Consider the following 20,387-nt stretch of genomic DNA (forward strand, 5'->3'; position numbering starts at 1 on the left):
TGGGACCATCATCAGGTCCGCGACTCGGATGCCGGGAATCTCCCGAGGCACCCGAACGTTGCGACCATTGAAGGAATCCCCATCGACGTAAGGATCCAATGACCTCCTCTTCATCCCCTTCCCAGGACCAGGACACTGAGCGCTTCGCGCACACCTACCCCGAAGGTCTTCGGGCCGATGCCCTGATGGAAGAGGACGTCGCCTGGAGCCACGAGATCGACGGAGAGCGGGACGGCGACCAGTTCGACCGCTCCGAGCGCGCGGCCCTGCGCCGCGTGGCGGGCCTCTCCACCGAACTCGAGGACGTCACCGAGGTCGAGTACCGCCAGCTCCGTCTGGAGCGGGTCGTGCTCGTCGGCGTCTGGACCACGGGGACCGCACAGGACTCGGAGAACTCCCTCGCGGAGCTCGCCGCCCTCGCGGAGACCGCGGGCGCGCTGGTGCTCGACGGCGTGATCCAGCGCCGGGACAAGCCCGACGCGGCCACCTACATCGGTTCCGGCAAGGCCACCGAGCTGCGGGACATCGTCATCGAAACCGGCGCGGACACCGTCATCTGCGACGGTGAGCTCAGCCCCGGTCAGCTCATCCACCTCGAAGACGTCGTCAAGGTCAAGGTCATCGACCGTACGGCCCTGATCCTCGACATCTTCGCCCAGCATGCCAAGTCCCGAGAGGGCAAGGCGCAGGTGGCGCTCGCGCAGATGCAGTACATGCTGCCCAGGCTGCGCGGCTGGGGTCAGTCGCTGTCCCGTCAGATGGGCGGCGGCAAGGGCGGCGGCCTCGCCACCCGTGGTCCCGGTGAGACCAAGATCGAGACGGACCGGCGACGGATCCGCGAGAAGATGGCGAAGATGCGCCGGGAGATCGCGGAGATGAAGACCGGCCGCGAGATCAAGCGCCAGGAGCGCAAGCGCAACAGGGTGCCGTCCGTCGCCATCGCGGGCTACACCAACGCCGGCAAGTCCTCCCTGCTCAACCGCCTCACGGGCGCCGGCGTCCTGGTCGAGAACGCCCTGTTCGCGACCCTTGACCCGACCGTCCGCCGCGCGGAGACCCCGAGCGGCCGCCTGTACACGCTGGCGGACACCGTCGGCTTTGTACGGCACCTGCCGCACCACCTGGTCGAGGCGTTCCGCTCCACCATGGAGGAGGTCGGCGAGTCCGACCTGATCCTGCACGTGGTGGACGGCTCGCACCCGGCCCCGGAGGAGCAGCTGGCCGCCGTGCGCGAGGTGATCAGGGACGTCGGCGCCACCGGCGTACCCGAGATCGTCGTGATCAACAAGGCGGACGCGGCCGACCCGTTGACGCTCCAGCGGCTCATGCGGATCGAGAAGCGTTCCATCGCGGTCTCGGCCCGCACCGGCCAGGGCATGGCGCAACTGCTCGCGCTCATCGACAACGAGCTGCCCAGGCCGTCGGTCGAGATCGAGGCGCTCGTGCCGTACACCCACGGCAAGCTGGTCGCTCGCGCCCACGACGAGGGCGAGGTGCTGTCCGAGGAACACACCCCGGAGGGCACCCTGCTCAAGGTCCGGGTGCACGAGGAACTGGCGGCCGATCTCGCGCCGTACGTTCCGGCGCCGCTCGCCTGAACGCTCGTGGGAAACCGGTTCGAGAGCCTTCGTGGAACTACGTCTCCCGAACCGTCGTAGGACGGCTCGAAGGCCCGCCCCCTGTCGCGGGGAGCGGGCCTTCGGCTTCTGGACGGGTCACTGACCGCCGTAGGTCCTGCTCATGTTCTCGTAGAGCGCTTCGGCGTTCCTGCCGAGCTGCGGGCCTGCGAGCCAGGTGTTGTCGGACGGGCCGATGGAGGTGTTCGACACCAGTTCGGTCTTGCCGTTCACCACACGGAACCAGCCGCCACCGGACGAGCCGCCGGTCATGCTGCAGCCGATGCGGTACATCGTCGGCAGCGACGTGCTCAGCGAGAGCCGGCCCGGCCTGTCGATGCACTTGAACATCTTCAGACCGCTGTACGGCGGGGCCTGCGGGTACCCCCAGGCGCCCATCTGGCTCACCTCGGTCGCGGACGGCGCGGAGAAGTCGACGTCGAGCGCCGCACCGACCGTCTCCTCCAGGGACTTGGAGCCCTGCTCCGGCTTCACGTGCAGGATCGAGTAGTCGTACGCGGCACCCGCGCCGCCCGTCTCCGAGCCGCCCTTGATCCACTGGTTGGAGGTCGAGACCCAGTCCGCCCACCACTGGCCGTACGGAGCGATCTGCGAGCTGTCGGCGCTGCTCAGCTCGGACTCCGACTTGCCGAGGTCGTTGTAGGCCGGCACGAAGGTGATGTTGCGGTACCAGCCGCCGTTCTCGCCGGCGTGCACGCAGTGGCCGGCCGTCCACACGAGGTTCGACCTGCCCGGGTGGTTCACGTCCTTGACGACCGTGCCCGAGCACACCATCGAGCCCTCGGGGGAGTCGAAGAAGACCTTGCCGACCGGGGCAGCGTGCTGGTGGTACGGCGTCTTCTCCGCCGTTGCCTCGACGCGGGCCGGATCCGGGTCGCTCACTCCCTGGTCGGCGGCCGCGTCCTTCGTCGAGACCGTCTTGTTGGCCTCCTTCGCGGACTTCATCCGCTCCGGCTTCCACAGGCCCTTGATCACCGGGTTGGCGAAGTCCTTGGCTTCACGGAGCCACTTGTCCTTGTCCCAGTTCTTCCAGCCGCCGCTGGCCCACTGGTCGACGTCGATGCCGTGGTCCTTGAGCTTGCTCGCGATGTCGGCCGGGACCTTGATCTTGCCGTCGCCGGAGGCGGACGCCTGGGACGAGGCGGCGTCGGGCTTGTCGCTCGCCTTGTCGTCACCCGAGTTGCAGGCGGTGGCGGTCAGTGCCAGGGCGGCGGCGAGGCCGGTGGCGACGAGCGCGGTGCGCCGCCCGCGCCGTGACGCGGCGGGCGTACGTGTGGAACGCATGGTGCGGTAACCCCCGTTGGAGCGTGCATGTCGTGTTCTTGTCAGTCCTGCGTTGCTTCCGGGCGAAGTCGGCCCGGTAGCGACACCCCACTATGCCTGCGGAGTTGAGGGCGAACGGGGATGGGGTGGTGAAGGTTTCCGTGAGGCACCCCAGCCCCGCCCGTACCTATCGGCCCGTCACTGGCCCGCGAACTTCTTGCTCACCGAGTCGTACACGCCCTTGGCCACATCGCCCAGGCGCGGGCCTGCCAGCCAGCCCGAACTCACCGGACCGATCGAGGTGTTGGACACGAGGGCCGGCTTGCCGTCCGTTCCGGCCGCCACCCAGCCGCCGCCGGACGAACCACCGGTCATGGTGCAGCCGATGCGGTACATCGTCGGATCCGAGGCGTTGATCGACAGCCGCCCAGGCTTGTCGGTGCACTGGTACAGCTTCTGGCCGTCGAACGGCGCGGCTGCCGGATAGCCGGTCGCGGTGATGCCGGCAACCTTCGGCACGGCCGGCGCGTCGAAGTCGACGGGCAGCGCCGAACCGACTGTCTCCTCCAGCGACTTGCCGTTGCCGCCCTTCTCCGGCGTCACATGGATGACGGCGTAGTCGTACGAGGCCCCGTTGCCGCCCGTTTCACCACCCTGCTCGATCCACCGGGCCGAGGTCTGCGCCCAGTCGCCCCACCAGACGCCGTACGGAGCGGCCTCCTCCTTGGTGGCGTTCTGCAACTGGGCGGCCGTCTTGCCCGAGTCGTTGTACGACGGCACGAACGCGATGTTGCGGTACCAGCCGCCCTTCTTGCCGGCGTGCACACAGTGGCCCGCCGTCCAGACGAGGTTCGACTTGCCGGGGTGGGCCGGGTCCTCCACGACCGTCGCCGAGCAGACCATCGTGCCTTCGGGGGAGTCGAAGAAGACCTTGCCGGCGGTCGCCGCGTTGGCGTGGTACGTAGGCGCCACGGCCTTCGCGTCCACCGGCGCCGGCGTCGGGTCGGTCACGCCCTGGTCACCGGAGAGGTCGTTGTCGTCGACGCCCTTGTCCGGGTCGTTGGCCTTCCGCATCCGGTCCGGGTTCCACAGGCCCTTGATGATCGGGTTGACGAAGTCGTCGGCCTCGCGCAGCCAGTCGTCCTTGTCCCAGTTCTTCCAGGCCCCGTTCTTCCACTTGTCGATGTCGATCCCGTGCTCTTTGAGCTTGTTCCTGATGTCGTCCGGGATCTTGATCTTTCCGTCGCCGGAGCTCGCCCCGTCGGTGGCGGAGGCGGACGCCTGGCCGTCGGCCTTGGTGTCGCCCGAGTTGCAGGCGGTGGCGGTGAGCGCCAGCGCCGACGCGAGGGCAACGGCGGCAAGAACGGGGGAGGTTCTGCTGCGGGCACCCCTTCCTCGGCGAACGGTGTTCAACGGCCGTATGGATCGCATGCTCTGACTCCCCCTGAGGTGAACTGAACGAACTGGGCGCTGCCGCCGTGATCCCGCGCTCGGCGCAGGTGATCTCACGCGAATGCTGATGTCACGCGACTCACGCGACTTCACGGCTCCTTGGAACGGCATCACACACTATGCGCTCGCCGTGGGGGACTTCCCACGGAACGGCAACGGTTCCGTCACGGCAAGGATCTTGAAGCAACCCGTAACCCCGTGAGCCGCAGGCGGTTGGTAGCGGTGGGGGTTCTGCTGTCCGTGTGCGGTCCCCTGGTGGGAGGACAGGGAGTCGTGGCCGAGTCTGCATGCGGCGGGAGTGTGCCCGAGGGATCTCCTGGACGGGGTGGTGTCCGAGCGGTGTCCGCGACGGCGCGGGCCGTGCACGAAGGGATCCTCCGGCGCCAGGCGGCGCGCGAATCGGCGGCGCGCACCTATGCGCGCGCCCTGCCGATCGTGCCCGTGCGGGCCCGGGGACTGACCATCGAGGGTGCCGACGGCCGCCGCTACCTCGACTGCCTCTCCGGCGCCGGAACGCTCGCCCTCGGTCACAACCACCCCGTCGTGCTGGAGGCCATCCGCAAGGTCCTCGACTCGGGTGCCCCGCTGCACGTCCTCGACCTGGCGACACCCGTCAAGGACGCCTTCGTCACCGAGCTGTTCCACACCCTGCCGCCCGGACTCGCAGACCACGCGCGCGTGCAGTTCTGCGGACCGGCGGGAACCGACGCCGTGGAGGCCGCGCTCAAGCTGGTCCGCACAGCGACCGGCCGCGCCGGAATCATGGCCTTCACCGGCGCCCACCACGGCATGACCGCCGGAGCGCTCGAAGCATCCGGGGACGCCTCACACACGCGGGTCGCGCGCCTGCCCTATCCGCAGGACTACCGCTGCCCGTTCGGCATCGGCGGCCCACAGGGTGCCGAACTCGCCGCCCGATGGACCGAGTCCGTCCTCGACGACCCCAAGTCGGGTGTGCCGCACCCCGCCGGCATGATCCTCGAACCCGTCCAGGGGGAGGGCGGGGTGATTCCCGCGCCGGACGCATGGATGCGGCGCATGCGGGAGATCACTGCGACCCGCTCCGTCCCGCTGATCGCCGACGAAGTCCAGACGGGAGTCGGACGTACGGGCGCCTTCTGGGCGGTGGAGCACAGCGGCATCACCCCCGACGTGATGGTGCTCTCCAAGGCCATCGGCGGCAGCCTTCCCCTTGCCGTGGTGGTCTACCACGAGGACCTCGACGTCTGGGAACCCGGCACCCACGCAGGCATCTTCCGTGGCAACCAACTCGCCATGGCCGCAGGTACGGCCACCCTGACCTACGTCCGCGAATACCGCCTGGCCGAACGAGCGGCAACCCTCGGCTCTCACATGCTCAATCAACTCGCGGCTCTGGCGGCGGAGTTCTCGTGCGTCGGGGAAGTGCGAGGGCGGGGGCTGATGATCGGGGTGGAGTTCGTGGACGGGGAGGGGGGCGGTGAGGCCGATGCCTCGTCACCTGAGCCAGTCGGGGCTTTTGACGGCGGGATGACTCCGGCAGCGATGCGGGGTTCCGGCGCGGACGGCCCGCGCCCCGCTGCTCCCGAGCTCGCCGCCGCCGTCCAACGGGAGTGCCTGCGACGTGGCCTGATCGTCGAGCTGGGTGGCCGACATGCGAGCGTCGTGCGGCTCCTCCCACCGCTGACGATCAGCGACGAACAGGCGGCAGCCGTACTCGACCGACTTGCCGACGCGGTGGAGACGGCGGCCCGCGAGTTCGGGAGCGGTCGGGCGAAGCCCGGCGCGACAACTGACGTAGGCGCGCACTTATAGGCCTTCTCAGCAGCAACATCTGCGTCCTCACCTTCACTTGGGCCCATAGCCAAGAGGACCAAGGCCTGCCCGTCACCGCACAAGCCAGAACCACCCACGAGGATCACCTTGATTCCCACCCCCACCCCCGCATCCGGCGCCGGCTTTCCCATCCCCGAGCGAGGTCCCGACGACGCATCTCCCTCCCATCCGATCCGATCCGCCCCGACGATCCCATCGGTGCCTTGTCGGGAGGGACGGGACACGGGACGGGCGCAGGAGAGGGTGCTGGAGCTGGAGCAGGGGCGGGAACAGGAGAGGGTGCTGGAGCTGGAGCAGGAGAGGGTCCCGGAGCAACGGAAAGCCTCTGTCGCCGACTTCGGTCGTCGGCTTCCCGCTGACCTCCTGGAGCACTCCGACCCGGGCATCGCAGCCGAGGTAGCGGCCGTCGAGAACCTGCTGCGCTGCTGGGTGCGCGAAGCCGGCATCCAGGCTCCCGATGACGGCACACTTCGCATCCCCCTGCCAGCAAGTGGCACTGCCCTCCTCGCCCCGGTCCACTACTGGTCCCCGACGGGATGGCACCGCTTCGGCCTCCCTTCCCTCGCCAACGCCCCCGAACAATCCCCGCCGGTCGACGCGGTCACAGTCGCCGTACTACTCGCAAGGGAGACCCCCGAACGCGAGCACGGCACTGTGGCCCTACCGGAGGCTCCCGGCGCCGCAACTGGGCTTGGCGGCGGCCTGCGCCTCCCCTCCTCAGGTTCTGTCACGGGCGCCGCATCAACGGCTTCTGCCCCAGTACCCGCGCCTATGACCGGCACGCTGTCGGCTCCGGGTGCGGAGCCCGCGATGACAACTGGCATGCCATGGAGGCTCGCCCCGGGACCTGCGGCGACGGCAGGTGCTCCATTTCCTGCTGCCTCCATGCCCGCCCCGCCGGCTGGTCCCCCGTCGACTGCTGCCACCTCGGCATTCACCCCCACCTCCACCCGCGACCTCGTCGTCGGCGTCGCCGACTCTCTGCATCGCACCGTCACCTTCATCCACGAGCGCCGCCAGTGCCCCGCCGACAGCCCCGACCTCTTTCTCGCGGCCGAGCAGGCACTCGTGCTCGGGCATCCACTGCACCCCACTCCGAAGAGTCGCGAAGGTCTCTCGGAGGCCGAAGCATGCCTGTACTCACCGGAGTTGCGCGGCTCCTTCTCCCTGAACTGGCTCGCGGTCGCTCCCTCCTTGCTCGCCACGGACTCCTCCTGGACCGAGCGCGGTCGCCGTGTCCCCGCGCCACAGCTCATGGCACGGCTCGCCGAAACCGAGCCGGCCCGGCCCGACGGCTACGCCCTCTTGCCCGTGCACCCTTGGCAGCTACGCGATGCCTGCCAACGCCCCGAGATCACTGCTCTGTTCGACGCCGGGCTCCTCCGCGACCTCGGCACGCATGGCTGCCCATGGCACCCCACCTCCTCCGTACGCACCGTCTATCGGTCCGGCTCCCCAGCCATGCTCAAGCTGTCGTTGGGCCTGCGGATCACCAACTCCCGCCGTGAGAACCTCCGCAAGGAACTGCATCGCGGCGTCGAAGTCCACCGCCTCCTGCGCAGCGGACTGTCCGAGCAGTGGCGGGCCGCCCACCCGGCGTTCGACATCGTCCGCGACCCGGCCTGGCTGGCGGTCGACACACCCGAGGGCAACTCCGTACCCGGACTCGACGTGATGATCCGGCACAACCCGTTCAGCCCGTCGGACGACGTCTCCTGCGTGGCGGGGCTCGTCTCGCCCCGGCCGCAGGCACAGGCAGGACCACAGGCACAAACAGGCAACAGCACCCCAGCAGGCATGGCGCGCCACCATCCGAAGACAGAGTCGCAGCCCCTGTGCTCACGACTGGCCACGGTCGTCACGCGCCTTGCCGGCCGAACCGGTCGCCCTCGTGAAGCCGTTGCCGCCGAGTGGTTCCTGCGCTATCTGCAGCAGGTCGTCCGGCCCGTGCTTTGGCTGGATGCGGAGGCGGGGATCGCCCTGGAAGCCCACCAGCAGAACACGCTGGTCCTGCTGGACGCGGACGGCTGGCCTGCGGGCGGCCGCTACCGCGACAACCAGGGCTACTACTTCCGCGAGTCCAGGCGCGCGGAACTCTCCGAGCGACTGCCCGGTATCGGTGAGCGGAGCGACACCTTCGTGTCCGACGAGGTCACCGACGAGCGTTTCGCCTACTACCTGGCGATCAACAACGTGCTCGGCCTCATCGGTGCCTTCGGTTCCCAGCGTCTCGCTGGCGAACCGCTGCTGCTCGCCGCCTTCCGCCGTTTCCTCAGCGACATCGCTTCCGGACCCGCCCGGCTGCGCACCTCACTCCCGGCGCACCTGTTGGACTCACCGGTCCTGCGTTGCAAGGCCAATCTGCTGACCCGGCTGCACGGCCTGGACGAACTCGTCGGCCCGGTCGACACCCAGTCGGTCTACGTCACCATCGCCAACCCCCTCCACTGCTGACAGCCGATGCCGACACCGCCGGTCATCACTAACTCCCTTCCGTACCTGAGGAACATGCCCCACCCCGCCTTCTGAGAGGAGCGTCGCCGTGCCTCCCACCGACGCCAGCACACACGCAGCCACCGCCCCCAGCACCGACACGGGCGCGGATACGAGTCCCCGTACGGCTGACTGCGGTACCGGCCTGGGCACGGACAGCGAGGACACGCTGGACCTGCGTCTGCCGGACGAGCTGGTTGCGCTCTTCGCCGCGGAGGCTGACTCAGGTGAGGCACCGAGTCGGCGCGAGGCCATGGCTTTGCCCACCCCTTCGGTCACCGTGGCCGTCGACGACCTCCTCGACCGTGTCGCCGGCTGGGGGCCGGTCGTCACGCCCGTGGGCATGTTCCACCTTGTCCCCGTGCGCGTAGAGCGGGACCTGCCGCTGATCAGCCGCTGGATGAACGACCCTGCCGTAGCGGAGTTCTGGGACCTGTCCGGCCCACAGACCGTGACCGAGGGCCACCTGCAGGCCCAGCTGTCCGGTGACGGACGGAGCGTGCCCTGTCTCGGAGTGCTGGAAGGCACACCGATGAGCTACTGGGAGATCTACCGGGCAGATCTCGACCCACTGGCCCGCCACTATCCTGCTCGACCTCATGACACCGGAATCCACCTCCTCATCGGCGGCGTCGCCGACCGTGGCCGCAAGCTCGGCAGCACCCTGCTCAGAGCCGTGGCCGACCTCGCGCTCGACAAGCGGCCTGCCTGCGCACGCGTCATCGCGGAACCCGACCTTCGCAACACCCCCTCCATCGCTGCCTTTCTGAGCGCCGGCTTCCGGTTCTCCGCCGAGGTCGACCTGCCGGCCAAGCGGGCCGCCTTCATGGTCCGAGACCGGTCCCTGCGTAATCTGCTGTGACGCCATGCCGCGGCATCATCACTCTTGGTACACCGCTCGGCTCGATCCGGTTCCCATCACCACCGAACCGATCTCCGACCGCGCCGGTCTCTCCCGTAGCCGATCTTCGACCGCGTCGGTCTCTCCCGTAGCCGATCTTCGACCGCGTCGGTCTCTCCCGAGCGGATTCCTCAGGCATCCGGGCAGCTTTCCCGCGCGCCCAAGCCGCGCTCTCTCGCACTCGCCCGGCCCGCCCGACCTGGCCCGGCCCGCCCCCCCCGGACCGCCCCACATTCCGCCGTCCACCCCGACCGCCCCCGGCGGTCCGCCCCACCTACCCAGGCAACCCTCCCGACCTCACCCGAGGAGCACCCGGTCTTGATCCCGCCCCTCACCCCCGCTTTGATCACCCGTTTGTCAGTGCCGGGTCGTAGGGTGGTCGCGCTATGACGAAGCCCTCACTCCCCGAACTCCTGCATGCTGCCGTCACTGCCGTTGGCGGTACGGAGCGCCCCGGCCAGGTGACCATGGCCGTAGCCGTCGCGGAGGCGATCGACGACGGCTCCCATCTGCTGGTCCAGGCCGGCACCGGCACCGGAAAGTCGCTGGGCTACCTCGTGCCCGCGCTCGCGCACGGGGAGCGTGTCGTCGTGGCGACGGCCACCCTCGCCCTGCAGCGTCAGCTCGTCGAGCGGGACCTGCCGCGCACCGTCGAGGCATTGCACCCCTTGCTGCGCCGCCGCCCGGAGTTCGCGATGCTGAAGGGCAGATCGAACTACCTCTGCCTGCACCGTCTCCACGAGGGCGTCCCGCAGGACGAGGAGGAGGGACTCTTCGACCAGTTCGAGGCAGCCGCGCCCACCAGCAAGCTGGGTCAGGACCTGCTGCGGCTGCGCGAGTGGTCCGACGAGACCGAGACCGGGGACCGAGACAACCTCACGCCCGGAGTGTCCGACCGCGCCTGGGCGCAGGTGTCGGTCTCCTCCCGGGAGTGTCTGGGCGCCACGAAATGCGCATACGGTGCCGAGTGCTTCGCCGAGATGGCCCGTGAGCGTGCCAAGCTCGCAGAGGTCGTCGTCACCAACCACGCGCTGCTCGCGATCGACGCCATCGAGGGCGCCCCGGTCCTGCCGCAGCACGAGGTACTGATCGTCGACGAGGCACACGAGCTGGTCTCCCGTGTCACCGGAGTGGCCACGGGCGAGCTCACGCCCGGCCAGGTCAACCGAGCGGTGCGCCGTGCGGCGAAACTCGTCAACGAGAAGGCCGCCGACCAGCTCCAGACCGCCGCCGAGGGCTTCGAGCGGCTGATGGAGCTGGCTCTGCCGGGCCGCCTGGAGGAGATCCCGGAGGACCTCGGGTACGCGCTCATGGCACTGCGCGACGCCTGCCGAACGGTGATCTCCGGGATCGGCGCGACTCGCGACAAGTCCGTCCAGGACGAGGACGCGGTCCGCAAGCAGGCGCTGGCGTCCGTGGAGTCGGTGCACGACGTGGCGGAACGGATCACCAACGGCTCCGAGTGGGACGTCGTCTGGTACGAACGCCACGACCGCTTCGGTGCCTCGCTGCGCGTCGCCCCCATGTCCGTGTCGGGCCTGCTCCGGGAGAAGCTCTTCGCGGACCGCTCCGTGGTCCTGACCTCGGCAACTCTGAAGCTGGGCGGAGACTTCAACGGCGTCGGCGCCTCCCTCGGACTCGCTCCGGAAGGCACGGAGGGCGAGGACCTGCCGCAGTGGAAGAGTGCCGACGTCGGCTCGCCCTTCGACTACCCCAAGCAGGGCATCCTCTACGTCGCCAAGCATCTGTCGCGCCCCGCGCGGGACGGCGACCGCGCGGACATGCTGGACGAGCTGACGGAATTGATCCAGGCAGCGGGCGGCCGCACCCTCGGCCTCTTCTCCTCCATGCGGGCCGCGCAGCTCGCCGCCGAGGAACTGCGTTCCAGGATCCCGGAGTTCCCGATCCTCCTCCAGGGCGAGGAGACGCTCGGCGAACTGATCAAGAACTTCGCCGCCGACCCGAAGACCTGCCTGTTCGGCACGCTGTCGCTCTGGCAGGGCGTCGATGTCCCGGGCTCCAGCTGTCAGCTGGTGGTCATGGACAAGATTCCGTTCCCGCGCCCGGACGACCCTCTGATGAGCGCCCGCCAGAAGGCGGTGGAGGACGCGGGAGGCAACGGCTTCATGGCGGTCGCCGCCACGCACGCGGCGCTCCTCATGGCCCAGGGCGCCGGCCGCCTCGTACGGGCGATGGGCGACCGCGGCGTGGTCGCCGTACTGGACCAGCGACTGGCCACCGCCCGCTACGGAAGCTATCTGAAGGCGTCGCTACCGGAGTTCTGGTACACGACTGACCGCAACCAGGTCCGTAGGTCGCTGGCGGCGATCGACGCGACGGCGAAGAAGACAGAGGCGGAATGACAGAGACCGAATTCCCGAGTCGAACGAACGAGGTCTGACGAACGCGGCCCAATGACCGAGGCTGAATGATCGGGTCGGCCTGTCGCGAGCCGTGACAGGCCAACGCCGATGGAGAGCCGCCGGCCGATGGGGACTACCGACAGGGCCCGGACAGCACAGGGCCCCGGAACCGGCGCAGGGGTCCCGGGGCCCGGTCAGGAGGCGGTTCCGCACGAACCGCCCGCCGCAGCCGTCATACGCGCCGCAGCACAGCCACCACCTTGCCGAGGATGGTCGCGTCGTCGCCGGGGATCGGCTCGTACGCCGCGTTGTGCGGGAGGAGCCAGACGTGGCCGTCCTCGCGCTTGAAGCGCTTGACGGTGGCCTCGCCCTCGAGCATGGCCGCGACGATGTCGCCGTTCTCGGCGACGGGCTGGCGGCGCACCGTCACCCAGTCGCCGTCGCAGATCGCGGCCTCGATCATCGAGTCACCGACGACCTTCAGCACGAACAGCTCTCCGTCACCGACCAACTGGCGGGGGAGTGGGAAGACGTCCTCGACCGATTCCTCGGCGAGGATCGGGCCGCCGGCGGCGATACGGCCCACCAGCGGGACGTACGACGCGGCCGGCTTGCCCGCCGTGTCGGTGGGCTGCGCGGAGGCGCCCTGGTCGGAACCGCGGACCTCGTACGCGCGTGGGCGGTGTGGGTCGCGGCGCAGGAAGCCCTTGCGCTCCAGTGCCATCAGCTGGTGTGCGACCGAGGAGGTGCTGGACAGTCCGACCGCCTGGCCGATCTCCCGCATCGACGGCGGGTAGCCGCGCCGCTGTACGGAATCCCTGATGACCTCGATCACCCGACGCTGCCGGTCGGTGAGCCCGGAGCTGTCCGCCCGGATGCCTGGAGGTCGGCCCGGCAAGGAGCGCTTGTGCCCCTCGGGGCTCACGGGTTCATTCATCGCATGCACCGGCTCGAGTCGGCCCTGGGAGCGGTCCTGGGCAGTGATGGTGGCACTGTCTGCGGTCGTGGTCACGTCGGCCCCTCTCGATGGTCTCCCTGCTGGACAACGGTAGTTGCTTTCGAAAGGTTGCGCCAAACACACGTTCGAGTGAAAAACCGCGAATCGCCTGACTTGATCATGTGTCTGGGTGTATGGCTGACGCTGCGCCCGGCGGGCAAAAGTACCCATTGTTGTACTCTTCACCGCCGAGGTGCTGACCTCGTGATTTCTTGCCCCAGTCTGCCATCCGGCATTCCGTCAACCGGGAACCGGTGGTCATCTCTGCGGGAGTCCCACGAGCCCTCCCTCTGGCGCCCACGGTATCTCCGCATGTGTCGCAAGGGTACGGCTGCGCACCTGCGGATCCCGTGCGGCGCCACGGCCGCGTGGCACATTCTCGTGGCCACGCGACACGCGCGCGTGGCGTGTATGTATGGGCCAATCCCTACATCTAGTGGTTGGATTTCGGTAGCGGCCCAGAAGTTGTGGTCCCCCGGGTCTTCAGGCTCCTGGCGATCGCCTATGCTTGGGGCTGCTTCGAGGGGCCCGTGAGGCCCAACGAGGCTATTGAGTCTGCTGTGAGGAGGGTTGGGAGTTCATGCACTGCCCCTTCTGCAGGCACCCCGACAGCCGTGTCGTCGACAGTCGTACGACCGACGACGGCACGTCCATCCGCAGGCGCCGCCAGTGTCCGGACTGCTCCCGTCGTTTCACGACCGTGGAGACGTGTTCGCTCATGGTGGTCAAGCGGTCCGGAGTCACCGAGCCTTTCAGCCGCACCAAGGTCATCAACGGAGTGCGCAAGGCATGCCAGGGGCGACCTGTCACCGAGGACGCACTCGCCCAGCTCGGCCAGCGGGTCGAGGAGGCGGTGCGGGCCACCGGAAGCGCCGAACTGACCACCCACGACGTGGGACTGGCCATACTCGGCCCGTTGCAGGAGCTCGACCTCGTCGCGTATCTGCGATTCGCCTCCGTCTACCGGGCGTTCGACTCGCTCGATGACTTCGAGGCCGCCATCGCGGAACTCAGGGAGGGGACGCGACCCGCCGCCGCGGACAACGACGACCGCGAGGACACCGCTGCGGGGAGCCAGGAAGACGACCGCGGGCGCGGAGGGACTGCTGAAGTCCCCGAGCCCGCCCACGCCGCCGACTGACCGGCGGGCCGGAACCGCGCCAAGGCGCCGGAACCGGCCGCGAGGCGGCGATCGAAGACCTGTTGCGGGCGGCAGCGCGAGAAGCCCGCAGCATCAGACACCACAACGTGCCACGGGAACATCGGGGCACTTCAGGGCGTTTTAGCCCGTACAGGGAGGCGGCATGACAGAGACGGCGAGCGGTCCGGCACGGAGTTCCCGCGCCAAGGGCACCAAGGCGACCAAGGGACTGCGTATCGAGCGCATCCACACGACCCCCGGCGTGCATCCGTACGACGAGGTGTCCTGGGAGCGCCGTGACGTCGTCATGACCAACTGGCGCGACGGCTCAGTCAACTTCGAGCAGCGTGGCGTCGAGTTCCCCGACTTCTGGTCGGTGAACGCGGTCAACATCGTCACCAGCAAGTACTTCCGCGGTGCCGTCGGCACCCCGCAGCGTGAGACCAGCCTCAGGCAGCTGATCGACCGCATCGTGAAGACGTATCGGAAGGCAGGCGAGGACTACAAGTACTTCGCCTCGCCTGCGGATGCCGAGATCTTCGAGCACGAGCTGGCGTATGCCCTCCTGCACCAGATCTTCAGCTTCAACAGCCCCGTCTGGTTCAACGTCGGTACCCCGCAGCCCCAGCAGGTCTCCGCCTGCTTCATCCTGGCCGTCGACGACTCCATGGAGTCGATCCTCGACTGGTACAAGGAAGAGGGCATGATCTTCAAGGGCGGCTCCGGCGCCGGCCTGAACCTCTCCCGTATCCGCTCCTCCAAGGAGCTGCTCTCCTCCGGTGGCAACGCCTCCGGCCCCGTCTCCTTCATGCGCGGCGCCGACGCCTCCGCCGGCACCATCAAGTCCGGTGGCGCCACCCGCCGTGCCGCCAAGATGGTCATCCTCGACGTCGACCACCCCGACATCGAGGACTTCATCGAGACCAAGGTGAAGGAGGAGGAGAAGATCCGCGCGCTGCGCGACGCGGGCTTCGACATGGACCTCGGCGGTGACGACATCACCTCCGTGCAGTACCAGAACGCCAACAACTCGGTCCGTGTGAACGACGAGTTCATGAAGGCGGTCGAGCAGGGCGGCAAGTTCGGTCTGCGGGCCAGGATGACCGGCGAGGTCATCGAAGAGGTCGAGGCCAAGTCCCTGTTCCGCAAGATGGCCGAGGCCGCCTGGGCCTGCGCCGACCCGGGCATCCAGTACGACGACACCATCAACCACTGGCACACGTGCCCGGAGTCCGGCCGTATCAACGGCTCGAACCCCTGCAGCGAGTACATGCACCTGGACAACACGTCCTGCAACCTCGCCTCGCTGAACCTGATGAAGTTCCTGAAGGACGACAGCAAGGGCAACCAGTCCTTCGACGGTGAGCGCTTCGCGAAGGTCGTCGAGCTCGTCATCACCGCGATGGACATCTCCATCTGCTTCGCGGACTTCCCGACCCAGAAGATCGGCGAGAACACGCGCGCGTTCCGCCAGCTCGGCATCGGCTACGCCAACCTCGGCGCCCTGCTGATGGCAACCGGCCACGCCTACGACTCCGACGGCGGCCGCGCCCTCGCCGGGGCCATCACCTCCCTGATGACCGGCACGTCGTACAGGCGCTCCGCCGAACTCGCCGCGGTCGTCGGCCCGTACGACGGCTACGCGCGCAACGCGAGCGCCCACAACCGCGTCATGAAGCAGCACGCCGACGCCAACGCCGTGGCCGTTCGCATGGACGACCTCGACACTCCGATCTGGGCCGCCGCCACGGAGGCCTGGCAGGACGTGGTGCGCCTCGGCGAGAAGAACGGTTTCCGTAACGCCCAGGCGTCGGTCATCGCGCCGACCGGCACCATCGGTCTCGCGATGTCCTGTGACACCACCGGTCTTGAGCCCGACCTTGCCCTGGTCAAGTTCAAGAAGCTGGTCGGCGGCGGCTCGATGCAGATCGTCAACGGCACCGTCCCGCAGGCCCTGCGCCGTCTGGGCTACCAGGAGGAGCAGATCGAGGCGATCGTCGCCCACATCGCCGACCACGGCAATGTCGTCGACGCCCCGGGCCTCAAGCACGAGCACTACGAGGTGTTCGACTGCGCCATGGGCGAGCGCTCCATCTCCGCCATGGGCCACGTTCGCATGATGGCCGCGATCCAGCCATGGATCTCCGGCGCCCTGTCCAAGACGGTCAACATGCCGGAGTCGGCGACCGTCGAGGAGGTCGAAGAGATCTACTTCGAGGCCTGGAAGCTGGGCGTCAAGGCGCTCGCCATCTACCGCGACAACTGCAAGGTCGGCCAGCCGCTCTCCGCCAAGACCAAGGAGAAGGAGAAGTCCGCGGCCGACGCTGTCACGGAGAAGGCCGAGGCGACCATCCGCGAGACGGTCGAGAAGGTCATCGAGTACCGCCCGGTCCGCAAGCGCCTCCCGAAGGGCCGTCCCGGCATCACCACGTCCTTCACCGTCGGCGGCGCCGAGGGCTACATGACGGCCAATTCCTACCCGGACGACGGCCTGGGGGAGGTCTTCCTGAAGATGTCCAAGCAGGGCTCGACCCTCGCGGGCATGATGGACGCCTTCTCGATCGCGGTCTCCGTCGGCCTCCAGTACGGCGTGCCGCTGGAGACGTACGTTTCGAAGTTCACCAACATGCGCTTCGAGCCGGCCGGCATGACGGACGACCCGGACGTGCGGATGGCCCAGTCGATCGTCGACTACATCTTCCGCCGCCTGGCGCTGGACTTCCTGCCCTTCGAGACCCGCTCCGCGCTCGGCATCCACTCCGCCGATGAGCGTCAGCGTCACCTGGAGACCGGTTCGTACGAGCCGTCCGACGACGAGATGGACGTCGAGGGCCTGGCCCAGTCGGCCCCGCGCACCCAGGAGCTGAAGGCCGTCGCCATGCCGCGTGCCGAGGTCGAGGCGGCGAAGCCCGCCCCGATGCAGGCCCACACCAGCGCCGAGCTGGTGGAGATGCAGCTGGGCATCCAGGCCGACGCCCCGCTGTGCTTCTCCTGCGGTACGAAGATGCAGCGGGCCGGCTCCTGCTACATCTGCGAGGGCTGCGGGTCTACCAGCGGCTGCAGCTGACACCGGCCGGCGGGCCACGCCCGCCTGACAGGTAATCCCTGACGAGGAGGGGGCACCGACCACGCGTCGGTGCCCCCTCCTCGCCGTATGCCGCCGTCGACGCCGTCAGGGCCGACGGGCTCGTCCCATGGTCCTCGTGAACGTCGCCGGGTCGTCGTCGTAACCGTGGATGCCGGGGTGGAAGTTCCAGTCGCCGGACCCGTCGCGCAGGAACTCCCCGATGGTCGCCGCCGTCGCTCCGAGGACGTCGCCGAAGTCGTCCTCGGCCAGGACGGTGTAACCCTCGCGGATCCGCAGGCCAGGGTTGATCACGCCGACGAAGGTGCGGTGTACCGAACGCTGCTGAATGACGACACCGATCACCACGCGCGCGTAGCGGCCGTCCAGCCGGTCCAGCTCCAGTGTCATGACCTCGTCCCAGCCGAAGCCCTTGCCGTCCTTGCTGTCCCGGTTGAGGTAGATGGTGCCGTCGGGGGAGCGGCTGTCGAAGTGCACCACGTAGGTGGGGTCGCCGTACGGATCGCCCGCCAGGTAGGTGGCGGCGACGATGTCCAGATCCGTGGGCGGCTGTCCCGTCGGACTCGGATCCCACTTCAGCGCGACTTCGGCCTTACGGATCCCCTTGTTGAGGCCGTTCACCAGTCTTCCCCTTCCCCGTTGCCCGTGCGTTGTCTCCGCCCCTAACTGCCGGACGGACAAGGCCGGTTGTCCATCCTGCCACGTGCGCGTGCACGTGTGCGGCCGAGCTGTCCGGCTGAGCGTGACCGACGCCACGCTCCGTGGCCTTACCATGGCGCGGTGCTGGTCAAGTGGATTCGCTGCACCGTGGTGGACCGCCGCGGCTTCGAGCGGGGGCAGCGAAAATGGGCGGGGCTTCTGGGGGAGCCGGGGTTTCGGGGACAAGGTGGTGGCTGGAGCAGGGGACGGACAGGGGTGGCGCACATCTTCGCCTTCTGGGAGAGCCGTGCGTTCTACGACTCCTTCATGGCGCGTTCCCACGACCGCCTGGCGGCGGCCCAGTCGGGCACCTTCAAGGATGCCCAGGTCAAGCTCTTCGACTACCGCTTCGACGTGAAGACCGGCTTCGAACCGCGTTTCACGGACGCCGACCTGCTGCGGGTCGCCCTCTGCCGAGTCCATGAGGACCGTGCCGAGCACTTCATGCTGATGCAGGAAAAGGTCTGGAACCCGGCCATGGCAGGCTCTCCGGGCATGATCAGAGGCCTGTTCGGCGAGGCACCGGGACACGAGTTCCTGGTGCTGTCGATGTGGCGGTCGGCCGCCGAACACGGCAAGTACCGCACGGAGCGCGTGGAGCGGCTCGCCCTGCGGGCCCAGACGGAGGCGGACGTCGCGTCACTCACGGGCGACATCGTCGAGCTGGAGTCGACCTGGACGGTTTGACACGCTGGGTTTGAAATCCGGACCCGCTAGTCGTGCGCCCAGGTGTGACCTGTGGTGCAGGAAATATGTGACCTGCGCCGTATAGAGCCCGTACGAGTGCTCCATCGGCCGTCATCCGATCTAGGGTTTTGGCATGGCACGACCACGGCGCATCGTCCTTGTCCGGCACGGAGAGTCAACGGGCAATGTTGATGACACCGTTTACGAGCGTGAGCCCGACCATTCGCTGGCGCTGACCGAGCGCGGTTGGCAGCAGGCCGAGGAGACCGGCAAACGGCTGCGCGATGTCTTCGGCCGCGAGCGCGTCAGCGTGTACGTGTCCCCGTACCGCCGCACGCACGAGACCCTGCGCGCGTTCCATCTCGACCCCGACCTCATACGGGTGCGCGAGGAACCCCGGCTGCGCGAACAGGACTGGGGAAACTGGCAGGACGGCGACGACGTACGCCTCCAGAAGGCCTACCGGGACGCCTACGGCCACTTCTTCTACCGCTTCGCCCAGGGGGAGTCCGGCGCCGACGTGTACGACCGGGTCGGCGGCTTCCTGGAGAGCCTGTACCGCAGCTTCGAAGCACCCGATCACCCGTCCAACGTGCTGCTGGTGACCCATGGCCTGGCCATGCGGCTGTTCTGCATGCGCTGGTTCCACTGGACGGTCGCGGAATTCGAGTCACTGTCGAATCCCGGGAACGCGGAGATGCGGATGCTCGTTCTGGGGGACGACGGCAAGTACGTGCTTGACCGGCCTTTCGAACGCTGGCGAGATCCGGAACCGTACGGGATCACCGGATAGAGTGGCAGAGCCATGACCCCCGATTCCTCTCCCGACGGGCGCCTGGACCGCGCCCTGGCCAGCTTGCGTGGACTCGCGGTCGGGGATGCGCTGGGCTCCCAGTTCTTCGTCCCGGCGAACTACCCTCTGCTCAAGAGTCGAGAGCTGCCGCCCGGGCCCTGGCAGTGGACCGACGACACGGAAATGGCCTGCTCCGTGGTCGCCGTGCTCGCCACCCACCACCGCATCGACCAGGACGAGCTGGCGCGCTCCTTCGCCGAGCACCACGACTTCGACCGGGGGTACGGCCCCGCCGTCAACCGCCTGCTGCGGCTGGTCCGGGAGGGCGGCGACTGGCGTGAACTCGCCGCTGAGCTGTTCAAGGGACAGGGATCGTGGGGCAACGGGGCGGCGATGCGGATCGCCCCGCTGGGCGCCTGGTACGCGGACGATCCGGAGCAGGCGACCCACCAGGCGGAGATCTCCGCCTACCCGACGCACCAGCACCGCGAGGCTGTCGTGGGCTCCATGGCGGTTGCGGCGGCCGCCTCACTGGTTGCCGCTCCCGGTGGCCCGCCGAGCCCCGAGGCACTCCTCGACGGCGTCGTCGCGCTCATCCCGAAGAGCGCGGTCGGCGCGGGCCTGCGACGCGCGCGGGACATGCTCGACTACGGCGACGCCGGCACCGTCGCAGCCGTCCTGGGCTGCGGACGGCGTACGTCTGCCCATGACACCGTGCCCTTCGCCCTCTGGTCGGCCGCTCGGGCCCTCGGCGACTACGAGCACGCGTTCTGGACGACCGCGCAGGTCGGCGGCGACGTGGACACGACATGCGCCATCGTGGGCGGCGTGATCGCCGCGGGGAAGACGGGGATGCCGCCGACCGAGTGGGCGGACCTGACCGAGGAGCTGCCGGACTGGGTCCGAACGGCTGGGTGACGCCTGCCTGAGCTTTTCCGCGCGGGAAGCGTGCGGGGCAGAGGCTCCGGTGGGAACTCTCTGTGGATATCGGGAACTCTGCGTAATCGCCCGGCCGTTGTTCCGGCATCCGGCGTGTGGCACACGCGACGCCATGTGCGGAG

At 68.6% G+C, this 20,387-nt stretch carries 14 protein-coding genes; 10 read left to right on the top strand and 4 right to left on the bottom strand.

Going from position 1 to position 20,387, the window contains the following annotated elements; genetic code table 11:
• Positions 1-98 precede the first annotated feature (98 nt).
• Positions 99-1,598 carry a GTPase HflX gene (hflX, locus tag ACYUED_RS32490; protein ID WP_491287887.1) on the top strand — a complete coding sequence of 500 codons (1,500 nt, stop codon included), beginning with the start codon at positions 99-101 and terminating at the stop codon, positions 1,596-1,598.
• 117 nt (positions 1,599-1,715) lie between these two features.
• Here hflX and ACYUED_RS32495 read toward each other — a convergent pair whose 3' ends face one another.
• Both ACYUED_RS32495 and ACYUED_RS32500 read right to left on the bottom strand, forming a co-directional pair.
• Positions 1,716-2,921: a trypsin-like serine peptidase gene (locus ACYUED_RS32495; protein WP_491287889.1), complete on the bottom strand. Its 1,206-nt coding sequence runs from the start codon at positions 2,919-2,921 to the stop codon at positions 1,716-1,718.
• A 177-nt stretch (positions 2,922-3,098) separates the two neighbouring features.
• Positions 3,099-4,331 (bottom strand): trypsin-like serine peptidase, encoded by a 1,233-nt coding sequence (locus ACYUED_RS32500; protein ID WP_491287891.1) that lies wholly within the window; start codon positions 4,329-4,331, stop codon positions 3,099-3,101.
• Positions 4,332-4,652: 321 nt separating this feature from the next.
• On the opposite strand from ACYUED_RS32500, the gene ACYUED_RS32505 reads away from it, so the two are divergent.
• The 4 genes from ACYUED_RS32505 (at position 4,653) to ACYUED_RS32520 (ending at position 11,924) form a co-directional block, all read left to right on the top strand.
• Positions 4,653-6,146 carry a diaminobutyrate--2-oxoglutarate transaminase family protein gene (locus tag ACYUED_RS32505; protein ID WP_491294532.1) on the top strand — a complete coding sequence of 498 codons (1,494 nt, stop codon included), beginning with the start codon at positions 4,653-4,655 and terminating at the stop codon, positions 6,144-6,146.
• Positions 6,147-6,647: 501 nt separating this feature from the next.
• Entirely contained in the window at positions 6,648-8,621 is a 1,974-nt protein-coding gene (locus ACYUED_RS32510) for an IucA/IucC family protein (RefSeq protein ID WP_491294534.1), read from the top strand.
• Positions 8,622-8,709: 88 nt separating this feature from the next.
• Positions 8,710-9,522, top strand: coding sequence for a GNAT family N-acetyltransferase (locus ACYUED_RS32515; protein WP_491287892.1), 813 nt, complete (start codon positions 8,710-8,712; stop codon positions 9,520-9,522).
• Between the two features lie 425 nt (positions 9,523-9,947).
• Entirely contained in the window at positions 9,948-11,924 is a 1,977-nt protein-coding gene (locus ACYUED_RS32520; protein ID WP_491287894.1) for an ATP-dependent DNA helicase, read from the top strand.
• A 232-nt stretch (positions 11,925-12,156) separates the two neighbouring features.
• Here ACYUED_RS32520 and lexA read toward each other — a convergent pair whose 3' ends face one another.
• Positions 12,157-12,936, bottom strand: coding sequence for a transcriptional repressor LexA (lexA, locus tag ACYUED_RS32525; RefSeq protein WP_266522463.1), 780 nt, complete (start codon positions 12,934-12,936; stop codon positions 12,157-12,159).
• A 565-nt stretch (positions 12,937-13,501) separates the two neighbouring features.
• Here lexA and nrdR point away from each other — a divergent pair.
• Both nrdR and ACYUED_RS32535 read left to right on the top strand, forming a co-directional pair.
• Positions 13,502-14,062: a transcriptional regulator NrdR gene (gene nrdR, locus ACYUED_RS32530; protein WP_491287897.1), complete on the top strand. Its 561-nt coding sequence runs from the start codon at positions 13,502-13,504 to the stop codon at positions 14,060-14,062.
• Between the two features lie 163 nt (positions 14,063-14,225).
• The gene (locus ACYUED_RS32535) at positions 14,226-17,129 is read left to right on the top strand and encodes a vitamin B12-dependent ribonucleotide reductase (protein ID WP_491287899.1); all 2,904 of its coding nucleotides are present in this window, start codon (positions 14,226-14,228) and stop codon (positions 17,127-17,129) included.
• Between the two features lie 105 nt (positions 17,130-17,234).
• Here the strand turns inward: ACYUED_RS32535 and ACYUED_RS32540 are convergent, their stop codons facing one another.
• A complete protein-coding gene (locus tag ACYUED_RS32540) occupies positions 17,235-17,768 on the bottom strand; it encodes a TerD family protein (RefSeq protein WP_491287901.1) in 534 nt (177 codons plus the stop codon).
• Positions 17,769-17,927: 159 nt separating this feature from the next.
• On the opposite strand from ACYUED_RS32540, the gene ACYUED_RS32545 reads away from it, so the two are divergent.
• The 3 genes from ACYUED_RS32545 (at position 17,928) to ACYUED_RS32555 (ending at position 20,244) form a co-directional block, all read left to right on the top strand.
• Positions 17,928-18,533, top strand: coding sequence for a YdbC family protein (locus ACYUED_RS32545; RefSeq protein WP_491287903.1), 606 nt, complete (start codon positions 17,928-17,930; stop codon positions 18,531-18,533).
• 133 nt (positions 18,534-18,666) lie between these two features.
• The gene (locus ACYUED_RS32550) at positions 18,667-19,326 is read left to right on the top strand and encodes a histidine phosphatase family protein (protein ID WP_491287905.1); all 660 of its coding nucleotides are present in this window, start codon (positions 18,667-18,669) and stop codon (positions 19,324-19,326) included.
• Between the two features lie 12 nt (positions 19,327-19,338).
• Complete coding sequence (locus tag ACYUED_RS32555; protein WP_491287908.1) at positions 19,339-20,244, top strand: ADP-ribosylglycohydrolase family protein; 906 nt, start codon at positions 19,339-19,341, stop codon at positions 20,242-20,244.
• The last annotated feature ends 143 nt before the right edge of the window (positions 20,245-20,387 follow it).

It is taken from the genome of Streptomyces sp. DF42 (assembly GCF_058267695.1).

What these genes read in the sequence shown, in the direction of transcription:
- hflX (WP_491287887.1), top strand. Translation starts at nt 99, where the DNA reads ATGACCTCCTCTTCATCCCCTTCCCAGGACCAGGACACTGAGCGCTTC.
- ACYUED_RS32495 (WP_491287889.1), bottom strand. Translation starts at nt 2,921, where the DNA reads ATGCGTTCCACACGTACGCCCGCCGCGTCACGGCGCGGGCGGCGCACC.
- ACYUED_RS32500 (WP_491287891.1), bottom strand. Translation starts at nt 4,331, where the DNA reads ATGCGATCCATACGGCCGTTGAACACCGTTCGCCGAGGAAGGGGTGCC.
- ACYUED_RS32520 (WP_491287894.1), top strand. Translation starts at nt 9,948, where the DNA reads ATGACGAAGCCCTCACTCCCCGAACTCCTGCATGCTGCCGTCACTGCC.
- nrdR (WP_491287897.1), top strand. Translation starts at nt 13,502, where the DNA reads ATGCACTGCCCCTTCTGCAGGCACCCCGACAGCCGTGTCGTCGACAGT.
- ACYUED_RS32535 (WP_491287899.1), top strand. Translation starts at nt 14,226, where the DNA reads ATGACAGAGACGGCGAGCGGTCCGGCACGGAGTTCCCGCGCCAAGGGC.
- ACYUED_RS32550 (WP_491287905.1), top strand. Translation starts at nt 18,667, where the DNA reads ATGGCACGACCACGGCGCATCGTCCTTGTCCGGCACGGAGAGTCAACG.
- ACYUED_RS32555 (WP_491287908.1), top strand. Translation starts at nt 19,339, where the DNA reads ATGACCCCCGATTCCTCTCCCGACGGGCGCCTGGACCGCGCCCTGGCC.